This window comes from Micromonospora sp. NPDC005413 (assembly GCF_040606435.1).
Taxonomy (GTDB): domain Bacteria; phylum Actinomycetota; class Actinomycetes; order Mycobacteriales; family Micromonosporaceae; genus Micromonospora.
Genome location: NZ_JBEXEV010000017.1, coordinates 76,722 through 97,030, shown reverse-complemented (window position 1 = coordinate 97,030; position 20,309 = coordinate 76,722). Strand labels below are relative to the sequence as shown.

The 20,309-nt window shown below is 72.1% G+C and carries 18 protein-coding genes; 10 read left to right on the top strand and 8 right to left on the bottom strand.

The genetic code is table 11. The features are described 5' to 3' along the window. Window positions 1-14 precede the first annotated feature (14 nt). From ABZS37_RS19265 to ABZS37_RS19250, 4 genes are all read left to right on the top strand, one after another. Window positions 15-326, top strand: coding sequence for a hypothetical protein (locus tag ABZS37_RS19265; RefSeq protein WP_355170659.1), 312 nt, complete (start codon window positions 15-17; stop codon window positions 324-326). 66 nt (window positions 327-392) lie between these two features. Continuing rightward, window positions 393-2,711, top strand: a complete 2,319-nt coding sequence (locus ABZS37_RS19260; protein ID WP_355170657.1) for a hypothetical protein — start codon at window positions 393-395, stop codon at window positions 2,709-2,711. A 112-nt stretch (window positions 2,712-2,823) separates the two neighbouring features. Beyond that, complete coding sequence (locus tag ABZS37_RS19255) at window positions 2,824-5,355, top strand: FtsK/SpoIIIE domain-containing protein (protein WP_355170655.1); 2,532 nt, start codon at window positions 2,824-2,826, stop codon at window positions 5,353-5,355. Between the two features lie 2 nt (window positions 5,356-5,357). Further along, the gene (locus ABZS37_RS19250; RefSeq protein WP_355170653.1) at window positions 5,358-6,320 is read left to right on the top strand and encodes a hypothetical protein; all 963 of its coding nucleotides are present in this window, start codon (window positions 5,358-5,360) and stop codon (window positions 6,318-6,320) included. Window positions 6,321-6,470: 150 nt separating this feature from the next. Here ABZS37_RS19250 and ABZS37_RS19245 read toward each other — a convergent pair whose 3' ends face one another. After that, on the bottom strand, window positions 6,471-7,601 hold the full coding sequence (locus ABZS37_RS19245) for an epoxide hydrolase family protein (protein WP_355170703.1): 1,131 nt from the start codon (window positions 7,599-7,601) through the stop codon (window positions 6,471-6,473). Between the two features lie 74 nt (window positions 7,602-7,675). Here ABZS37_RS19245 and ABZS37_RS19240 point away from each other — a divergent pair, with 74 nt between their 5' ends. Beyond that, window positions 7,676-8,626 carry a YafY family protein gene (locus ABZS37_RS19240; RefSeq protein WP_355170651.1) on the top strand — a complete coding sequence of 317 codons (951 nt, stop codon included), beginning with the start codon at window positions 7,676-7,678 and terminating at the stop codon, window positions 8,624-8,626. A gap of 72 nt (window positions 8,627-8,698) precedes the next feature. Here the strand turns inward: ABZS37_RS19240 and ABZS37_RS19235 are convergent, their stop codons facing one another. After that, window positions 8,699-9,526, bottom strand: a complete 828-nt coding sequence (locus ABZS37_RS19235; RefSeq protein WP_355170649.1) for a helix-turn-helix transcriptional regulator — start codon at window positions 9,524-9,526, stop codon at window positions 8,699-8,701. A gap of 112 nt (window positions 9,527-9,638) precedes the next feature. Between ABZS37_RS19235 and ABZS37_RS19230 the strand changes: the two genes are divergently transcribed. After that, window positions 9,639-10,001, top strand: a complete 363-nt coding sequence (locus tag ABZS37_RS19230; RefSeq protein ID WP_355170647.1) for a VOC family protein — start codon at window positions 9,639-9,641, stop codon at window positions 9,999-10,001. Between the two features lie 195 nt (window positions 10,002-10,196). Here ABZS37_RS19230 and ABZS37_RS19225 read toward each other — a convergent pair whose 3' ends face one another. Beyond that, on the bottom strand, window positions 10,197-11,168 hold the full coding sequence (locus ABZS37_RS19225; protein WP_355170645.1) for a LysR family transcriptional regulator: 972 nt from the start codon (window positions 11,166-11,168) through the stop codon (window positions 10,197-10,199). A 70-nt stretch (window positions 11,169-11,238) separates the two neighbouring features. Here ABZS37_RS19225 and ABZS37_RS19220 point away from each other — a divergent pair, with 70 nt between their 5' ends. Continuing rightward, window positions 11,239-12,402, top strand: coding sequence for a TDT family transporter (locus ABZS37_RS19220; RefSeq protein ID WP_355170643.1), 1,164 nt, complete (start codon window positions 11,239-11,241; stop codon window positions 12,400-12,402). Window positions 12,403-12,670: 268 nt separating this feature from the next. Beyond that, on the top strand, window positions 12,671-12,958 hold the full coding sequence (locus tag ABZS37_RS19215) for a DUF6244 family protein (RefSeq protein ID WP_355170701.1): 288 nt from the start codon (window positions 12,671-12,673) through the stop codon (window positions 12,956-12,958). A gap of 466 nt (window positions 12,959-13,424) precedes the next feature. On the opposite strand, the gene ABZS37_RS19210 is transcribed toward ABZS37_RS19215, so the two are convergent. From ABZS37_RS19210 to ABZS37_RS19195, 4 genes are all read right to left on the bottom strand, one after another. Then, complete coding sequence (locus tag ABZS37_RS19210; protein WP_355170641.1) at window positions 13,425-13,832, bottom strand: hypothetical protein; 408 nt, start codon at window positions 13,830-13,832, stop codon at window positions 13,425-13,427. 67 nt (window positions 13,833-13,899) lie between these two features. Then, the gene (locus ABZS37_RS19205; protein WP_355170639.1) at window positions 13,900-14,367 is read right to left on the bottom strand and encodes a nitroreductase family deazaflavin-dependent oxidoreductase; all 468 of its coding nucleotides are present in this window, start codon (window positions 14,365-14,367) and stop codon (window positions 13,900-13,902) included. Window positions 14,368-14,418: 51 nt separating this feature from the next. Beyond that, window positions 14,419-15,405, bottom strand: coding sequence for an SEC-C domain-containing protein (locus tag ABZS37_RS19200; protein WP_355170637.1), 987 nt, complete (start codon window positions 15,403-15,405; stop codon window positions 14,419-14,421). A 104-nt stretch (window positions 15,406-15,509) separates the two neighbouring features. Continuing rightward, window positions 15,510-16,976, bottom strand: a complete 1,467-nt coding sequence (locus ABZS37_RS19195) for an MFS transporter (protein WP_355170635.1) — start codon at window positions 16,974-16,976, stop codon at window positions 15,510-15,512. Between the two features lie 217 nt (window positions 16,977-17,193). Here ABZS37_RS19195 and ABZS37_RS19190 point away from each other — a divergent pair, with 217 nt between their 5' ends. Continuing rightward, window positions 17,194-17,769: a helix-turn-helix domain-containing protein gene (locus ABZS37_RS19190; protein ID WP_355170633.1), complete on the top strand. Its 576-nt coding sequence runs from the start codon at window positions 17,194-17,196 to the stop codon at window positions 17,767-17,769. Between the two features lie 81 nt (window positions 17,770-17,850). On the opposite strand, the gene ABZS37_RS19185 is transcribed toward ABZS37_RS19190, so the two are convergent. After that, window positions 17,851-19,206: a pentapeptide repeat-containing protein gene (locus tag ABZS37_RS19185; RefSeq protein WP_355170631.1), complete on the bottom strand. Its 1,356-nt coding sequence runs from the start codon at window positions 19,204-19,206 to the stop codon at window positions 17,851-17,853. A 203-nt stretch (window positions 19,207-19,409) separates the two neighbouring features. Here ABZS37_RS19185 and ABZS37_RS19180 point away from each other — a divergent pair, with 203 nt between their 5' ends. Further along, entirely contained in the window at window positions 19,410-20,189 is a 780-nt protein-coding gene (locus tag ABZS37_RS19180) for an alpha/beta fold hydrolase (protein ID WP_355170629.1), read from the top strand. Window positions 20,190-20,309 lie beyond the last annotated feature (120 nt).

Here is a 20,309-nt window from a genome sequence, read left to right as displayed (position 1 = left end):
ATCGGAGGTGACGCGTGCGACGGTCCGAGGTCCCCAAGCAGGAGTTGATCGGCCAGAGGCAGTCGGTTGCGGGTCGGGACCGGCTGCCGGCAGGCGGGCTGGAGTTCTTCGCGCTGCTCGCACGGCTGCTGCGGCGACCCCGTCGCGGTGACCGCCGGCTGCCGTTGCTCTGGCTGGTCCGCTCCGATACCCCGGATCTGATGGTGCCGCTGCGCCGATTCCTCGGCCAGGGCCCCCGGCGGCGGGTGCCGCACGCCGTGCTGGACGCCGACGCGCCGCCGGGGGCCGGGGACGTGCCTTCCCTGCTGCGCGAGTTGCACCGGTAGCTCTCCCTGGAGGCGTTCGGCGCCGCCCGGCTGCGCTTCCGGCACTACCCGCTCGCCGACTGGCTGATGCACCAGAGCCTCAGCTTCGGCATCGACGCCGACGACACCCGCGCGGCCCTGGTGCGCCGGCTGCGGGACCGCCGGGGCCCGCGTACGCCCGAGGCGCTGCCCTCTGGCGGTGACGCGGTCAGCATCGTCTCGCAGGTGCTGCTCTGGCTGGTCCGCCGCGCCGTGCCGGGGGTGGTGTTCCGGGCCGCCGTCTCCGGCCGGGTGCCGGTGCTCGGGCGGCACTACAACTGGTTCATGCGCCAGCAGTACCTCGCGCCCCGGCAGTCGGTCACCTTCCTCGGCTTCGCCGAGCGCCTCACCGCCGGCTGGCGCGACGGCGAACAACCCGACCAGGTCAACAAGCTGTTGCTGCACGCGTTCCTGGAGGACCTGCGGCAGGCGTACCGGCGTCGGCCGTGGCGCCCATCGGACTGGCGGCGCACCGCGTACCCGGCGCTGCTGCTCGACCACGTCGCCCCCGGCAACGTCGGCGCCGAACTGGTTCGCCTCATCGGCGACGTCCGCACCGAGACCGGCCGCAACGACCCGCTGCTCATCGTCGCCTCCGGCGGGCAACCCCCGCCGGAGCTGCCCGAGCCACACCCGTTGACCGAGGCCGACGAGGCGTACGACGAGTGGGCCGAGGCGCTGCCGGAGATGCGGCGGCTGCGCCGCCCGGCCGCCTGGCTCGTGGCGTTGCGCCCCGACGACACCGACACCGGCCCGCCGTCGCGTGGCGGCGTGCGGCCGTTCTCCGCGCCCGACCCGCCCTGGTGGTCGCGGCGCTTCCTGCCGGCCGTGCTCTGCCTGGTGCTGCTGGCCGCGGCGGGCGCGTGGGCGGGCAGCCGGTGGGGACCGGGCTGCCACCCCTCACTCACCGGCGGCCGGGTCTCGGTCGAGGTGGTCGCCAGCGGCGAGTGCGTCGGCTACAGCGACAGCGATGCGCAGGTGTTCAACAACGATCCCGGCCAGGACGGGCTGCGGACCATCCAGCAGCGCATCTTCGCGCAGAACCGCGCCGCCGAGGAGGTCTGGCAGCGCAGCGACCGACGCCGGCCATTCCTCACCCTGGTCTACCTGGGCACCCTGACCGGTAACCGGACCCGCGCCGACGAGGAGTCGTACGTCTCCGAGCGGGAGGAGCTCGAAGGCATGGCCACCGCCCAGTACGCGTTGCTGAAGGAGTCGGCTGGCGCCGACGGTGCCGCGCTGCTGCGGATCGTGGTGGCCAACGGTGGCCGGCAGATGATCTACGCCGACCGGGCCGTGGCGATGCTGGCCGAGCTGGCCCGGGACGATCCCACGGTGCTCGGGGTGGTCGGGCTGGTGGAGAGCCGGACCAGCACCGCCCGAGCGCTGCGCGAGCTGAACCAGGTCGGGCTGCCGGTGCTGGCACCCACGCTCTCCGCCGACCGGATGGACGCCAACTCCCGCCTCTACCTGCAGATCTCCGCGCCGAACGCCGATCAGGTGAAGATGGTCGACGCGTACGCCCGACAGGTGCTGAAGGTCGACGAGGCGCACGTCTACTACACGACGTTGGAGGGCAGCTCGCTGACCGAGGACCTCTACGTGGGCACCCTCGTCGACGGGCTCCGGCAGCGGTTCGGTGCCCGGATCACGCGCCTCGACGAGTGGCGCACCGGGCAGCGGCTGACCGGCGAGTGCGGCTACCCCGGTCTGCTCTTCTACGCGGGTCGGTGGACGGAGTTCGACGGTTTCCTGCGGGCGCTGCGCGAGTGTGGCGGCAACCCGCCCCGGCATCTCGTCGCCGACGACTCAGCCAACCGTTACATGGCCAACCCGGGGCTGCGCGCCGCCGCGCCCGGCAACCTACCGGTCACGTACGTCTCCAAGGCATCCCTGGCTACCTGCGACGCGCTGCGTGCCGCTGAGGATCGGCGCGACGACGCCCGAGCCAGCTTCCTGTCCTGGATCCAGGCCGACGACCTGCTCGACCCGCCACGCTGCCGCCCGGACTCCGGCCGTCAGGTCGGCGAGCGGGTCAGCCTCGCCTACGACGCGGCGATGATGATGGTCCGGTCGGTGGAGAGCCTCGCCGCCCGGCTGCACCACGCCGATCCTCGGCAACGTTGGGAGCCGACCTCGGTCAACCCGGTGGGTGTGCACGCGGAGGTGCTTCGGCAGAACGCCGGCCAGGGCTACCCGGGGGTGGCCGGGCTGATCCGGTTCACCCCCGACTCGGGGGAGCCGGTCGACAAACGGCTGGCTCTGATGCGGGTGGAGCAGGTGCCCAACGTCGCGGCGGCGCCGGTGGAGGTGTTCCGCTGCGGGGTGGCCGACACGGCGGGCCCGGCGGCCTGCGGCCCGGCGTGACAGGCCCGGCGTGACAGGCCCCGCGTGACACGTCCTCGCAGGACTGTCCGGGTGCCACGGGTGTCCGTTAGGGTTCCTGGGACCAGGCGGCCGTTGGCGTTGGGGGCAGAGGTTGGGCAGGCTCGCGTCGACGTACGGGCAGGCGGTCAACTCCCACCGGGCGGCCCGGGCGCACCTGGACACCGCCCGGGGAGCGCTCGGCACGGCACCGGCTGCCGCCACGCCGGTCGGCGCCAATGAGCTGGTGGCCCGACTGGCCCGCCTCGGCGGCGCCCTGGCCACGCCCACCCCGGGCGCCACGCCGCTGACCGACTCGCCGGCCGCGGTGCGGATCGGCGAGGCGTCCACCTCGGACGGCGGCTTCCCGGTGCTGGTCCCGCTCGGCGGCGGCCACCACCTGGCCCTGGACACCGACGCCCGCGACCCGCAGGTCGCCGGGCTGCTGCGGGCGTTGGTGCTGCGGCTCGTCGCCACCGCACCGCCCGGTCAGGTCCGGGTGGCCGGCATCGACACCGCTGCGCTGGGCGCCACCTTCGGCCCGTTGCGCCCCCTGCTCGACGCCGGGGTGCTCGACCCGCCGGCCACCGGCGAGGCCGAGGTGGCCACGTTGCTGGACGCCGTCGAGCAGCATGCCCGTGCCGCGCAGCACGGCCAGCCCGCCGCCCGGCACCTGCTGGTGGTGGTCGCCACGGCCGCGCCACCGCCACGCGAGTTGGCCCGGCTCGCCGCTCTCACCCATGCCGGCCCCGCCGCCGCCGTCTGCGTGCTGCTCGCCGGCCACCCGTCCCGGCTGCCCGGCGAAACCGCGCCGCCGCTGGGCGGCACCACCGCGGTCCGGCTCGACCAGGGGTACGCGCACGTCGGCGACCCGCCGGGCACCCCGTTCAGCGCCGACGGCAGCGGGCTCGCCGCACCCGTCCTGCTCGACGGCGACCCGCCGCCCGCTTCGGTACGCGCGCTCGCCGAGCACCTCGGCGCTGCCGCCCGCCGCGCCGACGCGCTGCCCTTCACCGAGCTGCTGCCCGAGCGGCGCTGGGCCGAGTCCGCCGGCGACGGCCTGCGTACGGTGATCGGCCGGGCCGGCGGCGCCCCGCTGACCGTGGCCTTCGACGACGCCACCCCGCACTGGCTGGTGGGCGGGCGCACCGGCGCCGGCAAGACCGTCTTCCTCCTCGACGTCCTCTACGGGCTGGCCGCCCGTTACTCACCGGCCGAGCTGCAGCTCTACCTGCTCGACTTCAAGGAGGGCGTCAGCTTCACCGAGTTCGTGCCCACCGGTCGCGACCCGTCCTGGCTGCCGCACGCCCGCGCCGTCGGTATCGAATCCGACCGCGAGTACGGCCTCGCCGTGCTGCGCGAGCTACGCCGGGAGGCGCAACGCCGGGCCAGCGCGCTCAAGCGGCACGGCGTCACGAAGCTCGCCGACCTGCCGCGGGACAATCCGCTGCCGCGCGTCGTGGCGGTCATCGACGAGTTCCACGTGCTGCTCGCCGGCAACGACGCGCTGGCCCGCGAATCCGTCGACCTGCTGGAGGAGTTGGCCCGCAAGGGCCGCTCGTACGGCATCCACCTGGTGCTCGCCAGCCAGAGCATGACCGGCATCGAGGCCCTCTACGGGCGGGCCGAGGCGATCTTCGGGCAGTTCGCGCTGCGGGTGGCGCTGCCCGGTGGCGGCGGGGTGCTCGATCCGCTCAACGACGCCGCCGCGGCCCTGCCGATCGGCTCCGCCGTGGTCAACACCGCCGCCGGTGCGGTCGGCGCCGACACCGTCCTGCGTTTTCCCGACGCGCACCGGGCCGCGGCGGATCTCGCCGCGCTGCGCCACGAGCTGTGGCAGGCCCGCCCGCCGGGTTCGCGGGCGCCGGCGGTCTTCAAGGGGTACGAGGCCGCACGGGTCGAGGACGACTCCACCTTCGCCGGTCTGCGCCCCGGTGGCCGGCGTCCGATGGCCCTGGTCGGCCGAACGGTCGACGTGGACGGCACCACCGCACTGTTCCTGATGGACACCACCCCCGGCCGACACCTCGCCGTGGTGGGCACCGCACCGACGGGCGCGGACGTGCTGCGCGCCGCGACGCTGAGCCTGGCCCGTCAGCACACCCCCGGCGACGCCCGGTTCCAGCTGGCCTCCCTGGTCAGCGCCGCTGACCCGGTCGCCGACGAGACCGAGACCGCGCTGCGGGCCGCCGGCCACCCGGTGCGGCGCCTCGACGCGGTCGGGCTGCGCGACCGCATCGCCACGCTGGCCGCCGAGCCCGCTGGCCGCGAATACCTGGTGGTGTTCGGCATGGACGTCGCCGCGCCGGTCCTCGGGGTCGCCGACCCGGGCACGTTCCGCTCCGGCCTGGACGATCTGCGCACCCTTCTGCGCCAGGGCCCCGGGCACGGGGTGCACCTGCTCGGTTGGTGGCGTGGGCTGCGGCGGCTCGCCGACGACCTCGGCGGCACCCAGAACCGCGACGACGTCGCCTGCCTGGTAGCGCTCAACGTGCCCGGGGCCGAGCTGGCCCTGCACCTCGGGGCGCACGACCTGGCCTACACGCCCCGCGCCGACCGGGCGCTGCTGATCGACCGGCACGACCAGCGCACACGGTTGATCGTCCCGTTCGTCGGCGACGGGCACGAGCCGGACGGGGAGCGGTGACAGTGTCCTTCGAGGAGTACGCGGCGCTGGCCCGACAGCTCACCGAGCAGCACCGCGTCGGCGAGCAGCACGCCGCCGCCGACTCCGCGCGCCGCCGTGACCTGCACGCCGCCGTCGAGTACCTGCAGCAGAGGCTGGCCGCCCAGGGGCAACGCCTCGACCAGCTCGGCCGGGCGATCGGCATCGACCAGCCGCCCGCCGGCCCTGCCCCCGAGCCAGGGCGTCCGGGCGAGACTGCCGCTTGGCCCGGGCCGCCGTCCGGAGGCGAGTGGGCCTCCGCTGCCGGGTCCGGGCCACCGTCCGGAGGCGAGTGGGCCTCCGCTGCCGGGTCTGGGCCGCCGTCCGGAGCAGAGTGGGCCTCCGCTGCCGGGTCCGGCCCTTCCACCGCACCCGGAACGGGGGACGGGGGATTCGACGGCGCAGCCGGCGCGTCGGGGCGGGCGGGGGTCGGGGCGTACCCCGAGTTGCCGGCAGGCGAGGCGCGGCTGGCGCTGCCGACGGCGGTGAGCCCGGCGGGTGCCGGGGTGCCGGCGCAGCGTGCGGCGGCGGTCGACCCGGCGGTGGAGCTGGAGTTGGCCCGGCGGATGGCCGACGAGGCCGACCGGCACGGGCAGCAGGCGGAGCTACTGGCCCAGCGGCCGGCGCTCCTGCCGACGTGGTCACCGCTGGCCCGGTCGGTTGCCGTCTACGCCGGGTGCGGGGCCGCCGCCGGGGTGCTCATGCTGGCCCTGGTGCTCGCCTCCGGGGTTGGCCTGGTGGACGGGTTCACCCTTGGTGCGTGGATCTGTGCGGGGCTGCCGGCGGTGGCGTTCTTCGGGGGGTACCTGGTGCTGGGCCGGTGGGGGAGGCCCGCCATGGTCGCCGGCACCCCGCCGCGTTACCTGCCGCTCGGGTTCCTGATCTGCTTCCTGCTGGTGCCGATGGCCTACTGCGCCTACCTGCTGCTGGTCCGCGGCCTGCGCTGATTCGTCGTGTTCGGCATCCGCGCGCCGAGGTGGCGGCCCAGCCGGGCATGATCCACTCGATATCGCCGATGTTGCGGTATGCGGGCTGCGGGATACCGCAACATCGGCGATGTCGTGTCGATCTTCGACCGGCGACGCGGACCTGTGCCGTCAGCGGAGCTTGCGGAAGAATTCGCGCACGTCGTCGACGAGGAGGTCGGGTGCCTCCAGGGCCGGGAAATGGCCGCCGCGGCTGAATTCGGTCCACTGCACGACGTTGTGGTCGCGTTCGGCCAAGGGCCGGATGGTGATGTCGTTGGGGAACACCGCGACCCCGGTCGGTACCGGTGAGCGTGGCTGTGCCTGGCCCCAGGTCTGGGCGTCCTCGTAGTAGATGCGGGCGGCGGATCCGGCTGTGCCGGTCAGCCAGTAGACCGAGACGTCGGTGAGGATCTTGTCGCGGTCGATGGCGTCTTCAGGCAGCTCGGCGGCCGGATCGGTCCATTCCTTGAACTTCTCGACGATCCAGGCGAGCTGCCCGACGGGTGAGTCGGTGAGGGCGTAGGAGATCGTCTGCGGCCGGGTTGCCTGGACGATGGCGTATCCGCTCATGTCTCGACCCCAGGTCGTCATCAGTGCGAGGCGGGCCTGGTCGGCCTCGTTGAGGCCGACCAGCTCAGCCGGATCGCCGGAGGGGAAGCTGCCCAGGTTGTTGACGTGCACACCGATCACATGATCGGGGTCGACACGGCCGAGTTCGGGGGAGACGATCGCTCCGGTGTCGCCGCCCTGCGCGCCGTAGCGGTCGTAGCCGAGGCGGTTCATCAGTTCGGCCCAGGCGCGGGCTACCCGGCTGGTGTTCCAGCCCGGGGCGGCGAGCGGGCTGGAGAAGCCGAAACCGGGAAGCGACGGTGCCACGACGTGAAAGGCGTCAGCGGGGTCGCCGCCGTGCCGGGCGGGATCGGTCAGTGGTCCGATGATCTGCATGAACTCCACGATCGAGCCGGGCCAGCCGTGGGTGAGGATGAGCGGCAGCGCGTCCGGCTCGGGCGAACGCACGTGCAGGAAATGAACGGCCTGCTCGTCGATGCTGGTGGTGAACTGGGGAAATTCGTTCAGCTGTGCCTCGTGGGCGCGCCAGTCGTACGTGGTGCGCCAGTAGTGGACCAGGCCTTTCAGGTAGTCCAGCGGCACTCCGGCCTCCCAGCCGCCGGCCACCTCGTCTGGCCAGCGGGTGTTGGCGAGCCGCTGGCGCAGGTCGTCGAGGCGGTCCTGCGGAATATCGATCCGGAACGGGATGATCTGTTCGCTCATGACAACCACGCTATGGGCAGGCTAGGACAGGTTCGGCCCTAGCTTGCTGACAGACTTGCGGCATGCTGGAAACCTCCGCCCGACTGCTGCGTCTGCTCTCGCTGCTGCAGACTCCCCGCGACTGGACCGGGGCCAACCTCGCACAACGCCTTGAGGTGGACGTGCGGACCGTGCGGCGTGACATCCAGAAACTGCGTGACCTCGGCTACCCGGTGCACGCCGTCCCCGGTGCGGCCGGCTACCGGCTCGGCGCCGGAACGAAGCTCCCGCCGCTACTGCTCGACGACGAGGAGGCTGTCGCCGTCGCCATCGGATTGCGTACCGCCGCCAGCGGCACGGTCACCGGCATCGAGGAGACCTCGCTCCGCGCGCTGGCCAAACTCGAACAGGTACTGCCATCGCGAGTACGCCACCGGCTCAACCTGCTGCACTCGGTCACCGTCACGGTCCCTGCCGCCGGCCCTACCGTGGACCCGGACGTGCTGACCGTCCTCGCCGCCGTCTGCCGCGACCACCAGCGGCTCCGCTTCGACTACCGCAGCCACGAGGGCACCGACTCGGTGCGCGACACCGAACCCCACCGGCTGATCCATACGGGCCGGCGCTGGTATCTGGTGGGCTGGGACACCGACCGGCGCGACTGGCGCACCTACCGGGTCGACCGAATCCACCCCCGTATCCCGACCGGCCCCCGCTTCACCCCCAGGGCGGCACCCGACGTCGACCTCGCCGGCTACCTGACGCACGGTGTCTCGACCGCCGCCTACCGCTATCGGGCCCGAATCACCCTGTACGTGTCTGCGGAGACCGCCACCGAACGGATCCCGCCCACCGTCGGTGTCATCGAAGCCGTCGACCCGCGCACCTGTCTCCTGCACACCGGATCCAATTCCCTCAACGAGATCGCCGTCTACGTCGCATCGTTCGGCTTTCGCTTCCAGATCCACGAACCACCCGAACTGATCACACACGTCCGAGACCTCGCCACCCGACTCACTGACGCCGTCCGCTGAAACCCGACGCAGCACCCTGAGGCATCCCTGCCCCACCCACGGCATCAACTCAGGAGGCGACCGGTCGCCGCATCACCGAACGCCTCGATGCGGCTCGGACAGGAGGCGACGCAGCGCCGTCGGCGTGCGGCCCAGGTGCTCCCGGATGGTGCGAGACATGTGCGCCTGATCGGCGAAGCCCAGATCCGCGGCGAGCACGCCGAGGTGGGACTCCCCGTCTTCCAGCCGGTCCAGCGCCCGGCTGACGCGGACCCGATTCCGGTAGCGGGTCAGCGACACCCCCAGATCCCGGGTGAACGCCCGACTCAGCCGGTACGGCGACACCCCCAGCAACTCGGCGAGCGGGAGCAGCCCCGTCGCGGCCGGATGGCCCTCGCCGACCGCGGCACGTGCCGCCGCGACAAGCGCGTGATCGGCCCTGGCGGGGCTCGCACCCCCAGGTGTCGGGCCGGCGACGACCTGCTCGACGACGCGGTTGAGCAGGTCCATCAGTCGCTCGATGAGGGCGTAGTCAAGGTCCCCGGCGCCAGCGGCGGCGAGGACTCGGCGGTGGGTGAGGTCGAGCCGGGAGTCGATGTACACGGTCGACCTGGCTACCCGCGCCGCGTCACCTGCCAGGACCCGCCACAGTGCCGGTGTCAGGCTCACCGCCGTACACACATCTCCGCCTGAGGGATGGGCGAAATGCTCCTCCTCCCCGGGCAGGCCAACGTAGGCGAGGGTCGGGTCGACCTCTGCGGGGACGCCGGCGATCCTCCTGCGGAATCGGCCACGGCGAACGAGCACCACCCGATAGTCGTCCTGCGACTCGGCCTCCGACCACCCCTTGTGGTCGTCCCTGCAGGACACCGCCGTCACGGTGAATTCCGGCCGGGCGGCGAGAACAGCGAACGAGCGCATGTCTCGAAGCTACGGCCGAGGTCCGACAACCAGCGCAAGGATCTTCAAGACGGGGGCAGCGCGCGCGGGCAGGCTGCTCCATGAGCCCGAACGACTTCAAGGAGTTAGCGACATGCCCGCACTGGCGGAGTTCACCACGATCGTCCTCGACTGTGCCGACCCAGACCAGCTCACCGACTTCTACCGGAAAGTGACCGGCTGGGAGGTCACCTACCGCGACGAGCACTGCGTGCACCTGGGCAATGGTGGCCCGATCCAGCTCGGTCTCCAGCGAGTGGAGGGCTACCGGCCGCCGAGTTGGCCCGACCCGGCCAAGCAGGCCCATCTCGATTTCACGATCACTGACCTGGGGAGTGCAGTCAAGGAGTTGCTTGCAATCGGCGCGACGATGCCCGAGTTCCAGCCAGGCGGGGACGAGTGGGTGGTACTCGCCGATCCGCAAGGGCATCTGTTCTGCCTCATCGGCAGCGACTGACCGTCCCGGCTCCCGCTACATCGCCATCAGGAAGCGGAGACCACGCAATGGCCTCAATCCACAAGGAAATCCTCATCGCGTCCAGTCGTCGGCGACAGACGTTGGCGTCGGACGCCGCAGACGGTTAGGCGTGTTGCGCGGTCAACGGATCCGCCCGGCGTTGCCGCCCGGCGGTCATCCGGTAGCCAGGTCCTTCTACTGACCGTCGCCCTGGCCTGGGCGGGCGCCGACGCCGGGCCGGGGGACGGTTTCGGAATCGGCGAGCCGGGTGGCGATCGTGGCGAGGTCTTGTGCCGGCCCGGTCAGAGGGCGGCCCTGGGGACAGACGAGCCGCAGGGTCCGGTTCAGGTCGAGATCGATGACCGGCACCGGGTGCAGCGCTCCCGCCGCGATCTCGCTGGCCACCACCAGTGAGCTGAGCACCGCCGGAGCGACGCCTTCCAGGACGGCAGCCTTGATGGCGGTGGTGGACGACAGTTGCAGCACCGGGGGCGCGAGGGTGAGGCCGGCCTGCCGCGACAGGGCGTGCTCAAGGTAGCGCCGGGTGCCCGAGCCCTCTTCCCGGCTGACCAGGGATGCGGTGGCCAGCTCCATCGGGGTGATTCCCGAACGGCGGCGGGCCCACGGATGGCGGCCGACGACGATGACGGTCAGCGTGTCCCGGGCCACCGTGCGGCTCTGCAACCCACGGGGGACCTCCGGACTCTCGATGAAGCCGAGCTGAGCCGCGCCGCTCAGCACCGCGGCGGCGACCTCGTCGGAGTTTCCGGTGGTCAACGAGACTGAGACGGCGGGCGCGGTGCTGTGCAGGGTGGCGAGCCACCGGGGCAGCAGGTATTCGGCGATGGTGAGGCTGGCCGCCACCGGGAGCAGACTGTCGCGTGCGACGCGCAGGGAGGTGATCCCCGCTTCCAGGGCGGCGGCGGCGTCCACCGCGGTACGCGCCCACTCCGCCACCAGAGCCCCTTCGCGGGTGAGCTGCGAGCCACGCGCGGAGCGCTGCAACAGGGCGACTCCCAGCCGGCTTTCCAGGCCGCGGATGCGGGCGCTGGCGGACGGCTGGCTGATGTGGTGTGTGCGGGCGGCGGCACCGACACTTCCCAGCTGCGCCACGGACAACAGCAGGTCGAACGCGGCGAGGTCGGCGACCCGACTCGGAAGGGGCATAGGCCGAGTCTATGGATGTATCAGGAGATAACCCCTGGTTGATCATCCTTGCCGGAGTGAGTGTGGTGACATGACCGCGCTCCTCCCCGCTCCACCGGATGCCATCCCGGCCGCCGGCCCCGCCCCGGTACGCCTGATCTGGGGGCTGCTCCGCGACCTGGACCGCCCGTCGCAGGTGTTCCGCAATCCGGGCCCGAACTGGTACGCCTCGATCATGGGAACCGGCATCGTGGCGAATGCCGCCGCCACGCTGCCGGTGCACATCGCGGGGCTGCGGGTCGCCGCCACCGTGGTGTGGGCACTGGCCGCCCTCCTGCTCGTCGCGCTGACGGCGGCCTGGGCGGTGCACTGGATACGCTACCCCGCGACGGCGCGGGGCCACGCGGAGAACCCGGTGCTGGCCCACTTCTGGGGTGCTCCCGCGATGGCGCTCCTGACGGTCGGTGCGGGCACCCTCATCCTGGGCCGAGACTGGATCGGGCTGTCCGCCGCGCTCGCCGTGGACGTCGTGCTGTGGGTCGGGGGCACCCTCCTGGGCCTGGTCACCAGTGCCTGGATCCCGTACAAGATGATGACCAGCCACCGCATCGCGCCGGACGCCGCGTTCGGCGGCTGGCTGATGCCGGTGGTGCCGCCGATGGTGTCCGCCGCGACCGGAGCGCTGCTCGTCCCGTACGCCCCGGCGGGCCAGATCCGGCTCACTCTGCTGCTCACCTGCTACGCGATGTTCGGCATCAGCCTCTTCGCCACCGTGATCATCGTCGGCCAGATCTGGCAGCGGCTCGTCCACCACGGCATCGGCCCCGCCGCGATGGTGCCCACGCTCTGGATCGTCCTCGGGCCACTGGGGCAGTCGGTGACCGCCGCCAACCTGCTCGGCAACGCCGCGCCGCTCGCGCTGCCCGCGCCCTACGGTTCGGCCGCGCAGGCCCTCGCCCTCTTCTACGGCCTGCCAACCTGGGGATTCGCCATGATGTGGCTGGCGATCGCCGCCGCGGTGACGGTCCGCACCGCGCGGGCCCACCTGCCGTTCTCGCTGACCTGGTGGAGTTTCACCTTCCCATTCGGCACGGTCGTCACCGGCACGAGTGGGCTCGCGCTGCGGACCGACGCCGTGTTCTTCCGGTGGGCGGCGGTGGCCGGCTACGTGCTGCTGGTCGTCGCCTGGCTGACTGTGGCGTCGCGGACCGCGCGGGAGTCGGCCCGGGGCCGGATCTTCCTGCCGCCGCGGTAGGACGCCTCGGCTACTCCGTGTGGTAGGTGAGGCGTCCGGTGTCGCTGACTACCTGCTCGGCGCCGCTACTCGAAGGGCTGAAGACGGGGCAGGCGCAGCTGTCATCGGGCTGCCTCGCTGACGCTTCGGCCCGGGGAACCAGTTGCCGTCCACGGTGTTTCATTCCCGGATCCACTGCCCTCAAGGTCTTGAGCGATCGCGTGGTCGCGCTGGGTGCGCGGATCTCGTACGCTCCCATGTGGTCTCCGCCGGTGTGGTGGTGGAGGAGATGGTCGACCACGGGGAGGTGCGCGTGAGCGCAGCACAGATCATCGCGAGGTTGGCAGCGGCGTCGCAGAAGCTGGACGAGGCGAAGGCCAAGACCGCAGCGGCAGCACAGGATGCGGCCGAGGCGCGGGCGCTCGTCGCCGGTGCTCTGGAGGGCGTGGCCGCCGGCCCGCTGGTCGGCATGATCGACGCTTACCGCCAGGCGCTCGCGCAGGCGTCGCAGGGTGGCGACCCGGCCAAGCAGCACGTGCAGGAGACGATCGCCAAGGTACGAGCGCTGGGAAACTGACCACGGGTGGTGGCAGCGGCAACCCACCAGCCACCCGCGGGAGCCGAGATCACCTTGCGACTTGCGCTGTTCTGAGATTGGAGCCGGTGCTGCGCAACCCCGACGGGCGACGCGAGGCGCGGAACCGAGAGGATCGGGAGGCGCTGCCGCCCACAACTCGCAGGAGCGTCAGCCAGTCGAGTCGGGGAGCGCCAGGTCGAGGACGGCCATCGGGTCGACGTGCGAGTGCACGTGCTCCGCGGGGACCGGCGGCGCAGCCGCGACCACCGGCGACCAACTGCGCACCCTCGCCGAGCTCGCTCGTCCGTTGAGGTGTGGAGTTTCGTGCCCACGCCAGGTCGAGCTCTCATGCCACGGTCAGAGGCCGGCAGTGATCAGGTGATGAGAAACAGGTGCCAGGAGCATTTCTGACCTACTTCTCATCACCTGATCACCGTGGACCTCGACGGCCGGGCGCCCGCCAGGGTCAGCGAGTGATGCGGACCGTGTTGTTGAAGTCCAGGAAATCGCAGTATTCCTGCTCGCACAGCTCGAAGTGCCCGCTGGCGAGCGCTACGCCCTTGTTGAAGGCGAAGCCGCCCGCATCCGCGAACACCCGCCCCGTCACGACCTGGGGTTCACCGGAACAGCGGAGCGGCGCCGAGCCCGTCCCGTGCGCCACCCGGTCACCCGACCGCTGGCGAAGGGTGAGGTTCGAGATGCCGGACATGCCGGCCTGGCAGACGACGGTGAGGGTGAGGTCGACGGCGACGCCTCGCGCGACCAGGGCCCCGGACGTGGCCTCGACGCTACTTGCCGCGCTCGCTGGCGTTGGCGCCAGCACCACGAAGAGTGACAGGCCGAGCAGTGCGATGGTGGTGATGATGCGGCGCACAAGATCCTCCTTGCCGGAGTGGGTGCTTACCTGCGGTCACCGTAACCCTGCCCGACACTGACGGAAATCAATCGATCGTGGATTCTTCCTGGGGTGCCCGTTCGATGACGATGAGGGGGATCTCGCGGTCGGTGCCCTTCTGGTAGCGGGCATACGTCGGGAAGACCTTCGTCATCACCGGCCACAGCCGGACCCGTTCCTCGGCCGTCGCCGTCCGGGCCCGAGCGGCGAACCGCTCCGCGCCGACCTGGATCTCCACCGTCGGGTCGGCGCTCAGGTTCAGATACCAGGCAGGGTGTGTGCCCGCGCCCCCGTTGGATGCCACCAGCAGGTGGTTGTCGCCGTCGCGGCCGTACATCAGCGCGGTGCGACGCAGTTTGCCCGATCGGCGTCCGCGCGTGGTGAGCAGCAGCGAGGGTATGCCGTGGAAGGTGCCGCCGTCGGCGCCGTCGGTCTCGACGTATCGCCGGATGTGGCTGGCGACCCAGCCGACCGGACTGTCCTCAATCGTCTCGCGCTGTCCCGCCGCCGTCATGCGACGAGCCTAGCGGCGCGGGAACGCCTGTGTTGCCCTGTACGGAACGGGTCAGGCGCGCGAGCGCGGCAGGCAGCACTTCTTGTACTTGCTACCCGACCCGCACCAGCAGGCGTCGTTGCGGCCGGGCGGCCAGGATCGGAGGTCGGGGCCGGTGAGCGAGTCGGCGTACTCGTCCTGGGTTTCCTCGTCGGTGGGATCGCGGTCCTCCCGTTCGGCGAAGGCGGCCAGCCCATCGACGGAGCCGGCGACCACGCCCAGGTCCGCGCTGCCCAGCCGGGAGGCCTCGACGAGGGCCCGCTCGATCTGGGCGCGGTGCTCATCCCAGGTGGCCGGGTAGCTGTCGACGAGCGTGGGCCAGCGCATCATCAGCGCGTTGAACTCCGCCTGCGACCAGTACAGCAGCGTCGCCGGGGCGTCGTCGAGCGCGTCGAGCGCGTGGTTGCTCGCGGCGCGCAGCCGGTCGGCGAGGTTGTCGTACTCGTCGTGCGGTAGGCCCAGCTCCTCGCGCAGGTTGTGTCGCCGCTGGGTCAGACCGAAGATCATCGCGGCGGCCTCGTCCTGCGCGTCCTCGGACTCGTGCTGTTGGGTGCGGGTCCGTTCCAGGATCGCGTCGAGTGCCCCGGTGAGCCATTCCAGCGCCGTCTCCGCGTGGCCGGATTCGGCCAGCTCGTCGACGAGGTACGTGGCGGCGGGGTTGGTCTCCAGCAGCGGGCGCAACTCGGTCAGCTCGGCCAGGCCCTCGTCCTCGCGGCCGAGGCGCAGCAGCAGGCCGCCTCGCACCGACCGGGCGTACGTGTCCTCGTCGGGCTGTTCGGCGATGGCGCGGGTGGCCAGCGCGAGCGCGTCGGCCAGGTCGCCTGCCTGCTCAAGGATGTCCGCGGCGACCAGCAGCGCGTACGCGGTGTCGTCGGGATCGGCGACGCGTCCCTCGTCGACGGCACCCACCAGTTCGGCGACCAGCGCGGCCGGGTCCGGGCTCTCGGACCCCAGGGCGCCGATCTCTTCGATGCGGTCGGCGGTCAGCAACTCGGACATGGGCGCATCCTGAAGACGACGAACGGTGGGTGGGGGAGTGGTCAGCGTACTCCCGGGTGTGCCGAAGCCCGGGCGGCGAACCGCCCGGGCTTCGACACGAACCCTCAGCGGGTCGCGGGCATGGTGGCGAACTCGCCGGCTAGCTCCGACTCGACGATCGTCGCGGTGGACGGCCGGCGACCGGCCGACGCCCGCCGGGCGGACGGGACGGCGAGGGCCGCGAGTGCGGCGGCCAGTGCGATCGCGGTGAGGACGAGAAACCCCATCGTGAAGCCGGCCTCCCGGGGCAACCCGTTGGCCTGCGGGTTCGCGGTGATCACACCGCTGACCACGGCCGCGCCGATCGCGCCGCCGATGGTGCGGATGTTGGCGTTCATGCCGGTCGCCGCGCCGGTCTGGCTGGCGGGCACGCTGCTGACGATCAGGTTGGCCATCGACGCGAAGGCCAGACCGATGCCGAGGCCGACCAGGCCACCGGCGAGGGCGACCTCCCAGCGGGTGTCGTGCGCGGCGGTGAGCATCGCGGCGGCGGCCACGTTGAACGCGGCACCGGTGGCGAGCTGCGCCTTGGCGCTGAAGACGGCCTGCAGCCGGCCGGCGGCGAGGCCGGCGACGAACATCGCGACGAGCATCGGCAGCATGAGCAGACCGGCCTGGCTGATGCTGGCGCCGAAGCCGTATCCGGCGACGGTCGGGGTCTGCACGAACTGCGGCAGGAACGCGTAGACGGAGAACATCGACGCGCCGTAGAGCAGGGCGACCAGGTTGGTGGTCCAGACGCCGGGCAGGCGCATCATCCGCATGTCGATCAGCGGGTTGGTCGAGCGGACCTCGGCGACCAGCCAGCCGACCAGGAGCACCACGGCGAGCGCCAGCAGGCCGAGCACCCGTGGGGAGGTCCAGCCCCAGGTCGCGCCCTGACTGATCGGCAGCAGCAGCGCGACCAGCCAGCTGGAGAGCAGCAGGGTGGCCCGCCAGTCGATGCGTCCGGGGGTACGGACTGGCGACTCGGGGACGAAGAGGTGGGCGGCGACAGCGGTCAGCCCGACCACGACCATGGGGATCCAGAACAGCCACCGGTAGTCCAGCGCGGTGACGATCGGGCCGGCCAGCACGATGCCCAGGCCACCGCCGACGGCGACGATCGCCGAGATGGCGGCGACGGCGGAGCCGACCCGCGCGGCCGGGAACTCGTCGCGGATGATGCCGAACGACAGCGGGAAGACCGCGCCGCCGATGCCCTGCACGACCCGGGCGATGATGAGGACGCCGATGTTCGGCGCGATGGCGGCCAGCAGGCAGCCGAGGGCGAGCGCGGCGAGCGAGACGACCAGCATCCGCTCCTTGCCCACCATGTCGCCGACGCGTCCGAGGATCGGCGTGAAGATCGACGCGGAGAGCAGGTAGGCGGTCAGGACCCAGGTCACGGTGTTCTGGGAGGTGTGCAGGTCCTGCTGGATGGTCGGTAGCACCGGGGTGATCAGCGACTGGAGCATCGCGAAGAACCCGGCGCCGGCCGCGAGCACGGTGAAGGTGAGTCGACGCGAGCTGCGTCGGGAGGTCACTGCCACGAGAGAAAACTCCTGATGACGTACGGAAGAAGGCTTGTCGCCCGTCGTCTGCGATGGGCTGGTCTGTCGGGTCCGGGCGATCGGGTGGCCAGGCGGCGATCGGGCGGGTCCCGAGGTAAGCTAACCGGAGGCAGGCCTCCGGGATTCTGGAGGGGTGCCTCCACTAAGCTAGCGGAGGGGTGCCTCCGGATGCAACCAGGGTGAGGTGACGCACGTCATGACCAGCGCGGGGATGCCCGAGGTCTTCACGCAGCGGCCCAAGCGGGCCGATGCGCGGCGCAACTACGACGCCCTGGTCGCTGCGGCTCGCGACGCGTTCGCCGAGAACGGCGCCGCCGCCTCCCTGGAGGACGTGGCCCGGCGGGCCGGGGTGGGCATCGGCACCCTCTACCGCAATTTCCCGAGCCGGCGGCACCTGTTCGAGGCCGTGTACGTCGAGGAGGTCCGGGCGCTGAGCCGCTCCGCGGAGGACCTGGCCGAGTTGCCCCCGTGGGACGCCCTCGTCGCCTGGCTGCACCGGTTCGTCGCGTACGTCGCCACCAAGCGGGCCCTGGCCGAGCAGTTGCTGCACGACTCCGAGATCTTCCAGAGCTGCCGGACGGAGATCTACGCCGCCGGCCAGCCGCTCATGGAACGCGCCCAGGCCGCCGGTGCGGTCCGCGACGACATCGGCTTCGACGACGTGGTGCGGCTGATCAGCGGTCTCACCATGGCCCAGTTCCCGTCACCCGAGCAGCGCGACCGGGTGCTCGGCGTGGCCCTCGACGGCCTGCGCGCCGGAGCCGCCCGCTGACGGCCCGCGCCTCGGGGCTGCTGAAGGCGGGGGTGGCGTGCCCCCACGCCGCCGACGCCACGGCGGCCTGCCGAATCGCGGTCAGGGGTCGACCAGCAGCAGCCACTCGTCGTCGAGTGGCCGCACGGTCGCACCGGACGGCCACACGTGCCCGCCCTCGGTTGTCGCGCGCGCCTGGTCGACCTGCGGCGGCTGACTGAACCAGGCGCCGTCGAAGCTGGCCGGGCCGCAGAAGCGCGCCCGCCCGAAGTTCGTCGGGCCCTCCAGTCGGGCCCGGTCGAACACCGCCTCCGCGCCGAACACCGTCCAGCGAAAGTGCGTGATGTCCGCGAAGCGTGCCGCGCGGAACCCGGCGCGCCCGGCGAACTCGGTGTGCTGCATCGACAGGCCGCTGAGGAAGGTGGCCTCGCCGAAGGTCGCCGCGTCCGCGAAGCGTGTCGCGTCGAAGTTGGCCGGCTGGCCGAAGCGTGCCCCGTGGAACGACACCGGGCCGTCGAAGCTCGCGCGCCGGCAGGCCAGGCCGCCGTGGAACGCGGCCCGATCCAGGCTTGCCTCCCCGCCGACGTGGGCGCCGTCGAGCACGACCTCGTCGTCGGCGCTCAGGTCGTCGAGGACGACGTCGCCGAAGACCGCCCCGAGCAGGAGCCGCCCGCGCGCGCTCGCACCCGCGAAACTGGTGGCGCCGGCGAACACCGCGCCGGTGAAGTCCGCGTCGACCAGCGTGCAGCCGGCGGCGTCGAAGTCGATCAGCCGGGCACCGGCCAGGTCCAGCGTGACCTCCGGCCAGTGGGCCGCGTCGTCCGCGCGCAGGTGCCGGGTGAGCACGCGCTGCGCGGTGCGCCGGACCTCCGTCTCGCGCGGTTCGTCGTCGGGTGCCGGCATCCGCAGGTACGCGCAGAGCACCGCCCCGATCGTCGGGCGCTGCCCCGGGTTGTCCTGACCGAGGCGCTCCAACGCGTGCAGGCCGCCGAGGCGTACCGCCGCGCTGTCGTTGCCGAGCAACTCGACCGCCCGGGTGTAGAGCTCGGTCAGCCGACGCTCCGCCGCGTCGTGCTCCGCGGCTCCGGACTGCCGATCCTGGTGGCGCTGCGCGGCCTCGGCCACCGACTCGGCGTGCGCCTGCACCCGGTTCCGGTGTGCCTGATCCCGCGTGGCGACGCTCTCCTGGTGCCGCTGCGCGCGCTCGGTGATCCACTGCCGGCGGGCGGCCAGCAGCAGCGCCAGGCCGCCACCGGTGCCGGCGACCACGGTCAGGCCGGTACGGATCGCGTCGATGCGCAGTGCGGCGCGGGTGTCCGGCTGGCTGGCCCGGTCGGCCTCGGTGAGCAGCAGGTCCAGCACCAGCCAGCCCAGGGCGGCGGCGACCAGCAGGCCAATCAGGACCAGCCACCACGGCATCACCCGCAGGTGGTGCTCGGTGGGTTTGTCGACAGCCACGGCCACAGCATGCCAGTCACCGCTGGTGTCCGATATGGAGCGCGGCGGTATGCCCGTTTGCACACTCGCCGGAACAACGGGTTACCGACGCGTAACAAGTCATTGACGTTTCTAAATTGTTGCGCGCATCATCGTCGCACGGTCGACCGGACACCCCACCCACCTGCCCGGTTCGCCGGGTGCCTCCCCCCGGAGGTGCAGCCATGCTGCTCCGAAAGACCGCCCTCGTCCTGGCCCTCGCCACCGTCGCCCTGCTCGCGTCCACCGCCACGGCGACCGCCGCCCCCGCCGATCCCGCCCCGGCCCCGGCCGCCACCGTTGCCGCGGCCAACCCCGTGATCGTGGTCGGTGGGCTCAGCGGTGTCGCCGTCGCGTACGAGCCGATCGCCGCCCGGCTGCGCGGTGACGGCTACCGCACCTTCATCTACCAACTGCCCGGGCTGGGCCTCGGTGACATCCCCACCTCGGCTCGCGCGTTCGCCACCTACGTCAACCAGGTGCGCGCCAGCACCGGCGCGGCGACCGTGGACGTCGTGGCCCACTCCGAAGGCGGCCTGGTCAGCCGCTACTACCTCAAGCGGCTCGGCGGCACCGCCACCGTCGGCCGGTACGTCAGCCTGGGCACACCGCAGTACGGCACCTACGTCGCCAACATCGTGGCGTTCCTGGGCCTGGGCAGCTGCGCCGGCATCGTGGCCTGCCAACAGATGACCATCGGCTCGACGTTCCTCGCCGACCTCAACGACGGCGACGACACCCCGGGCGCGGTGCGCTACACCACCGTCCGCACGCTGCAGGACGAGCTGGTCCGGCCGACCGGGAACGCCACCGTCAACGACGGCGCGACCAACGTGCTGATCCAGGCGTACTGCCCGCTGCGGGTGGTGGGGCACCTCGGCCTGGTGCTCGACGGTACGGCGTACACCATCGTGCGCGGCGCCCTGGTCGACGGCCAGGTACGACCCAACTGCCTCGCGCTCTGACCCGGTCCGTGGAGGTGGTCCCGGCGGGACCACCTCCACGGGCGCGACGGTGAGTGTCGGTTGGGCGACGGTGCGGCGAAACGGTGTGGCAGGCATCAGATGTTCTCGATAGCCTGCTCC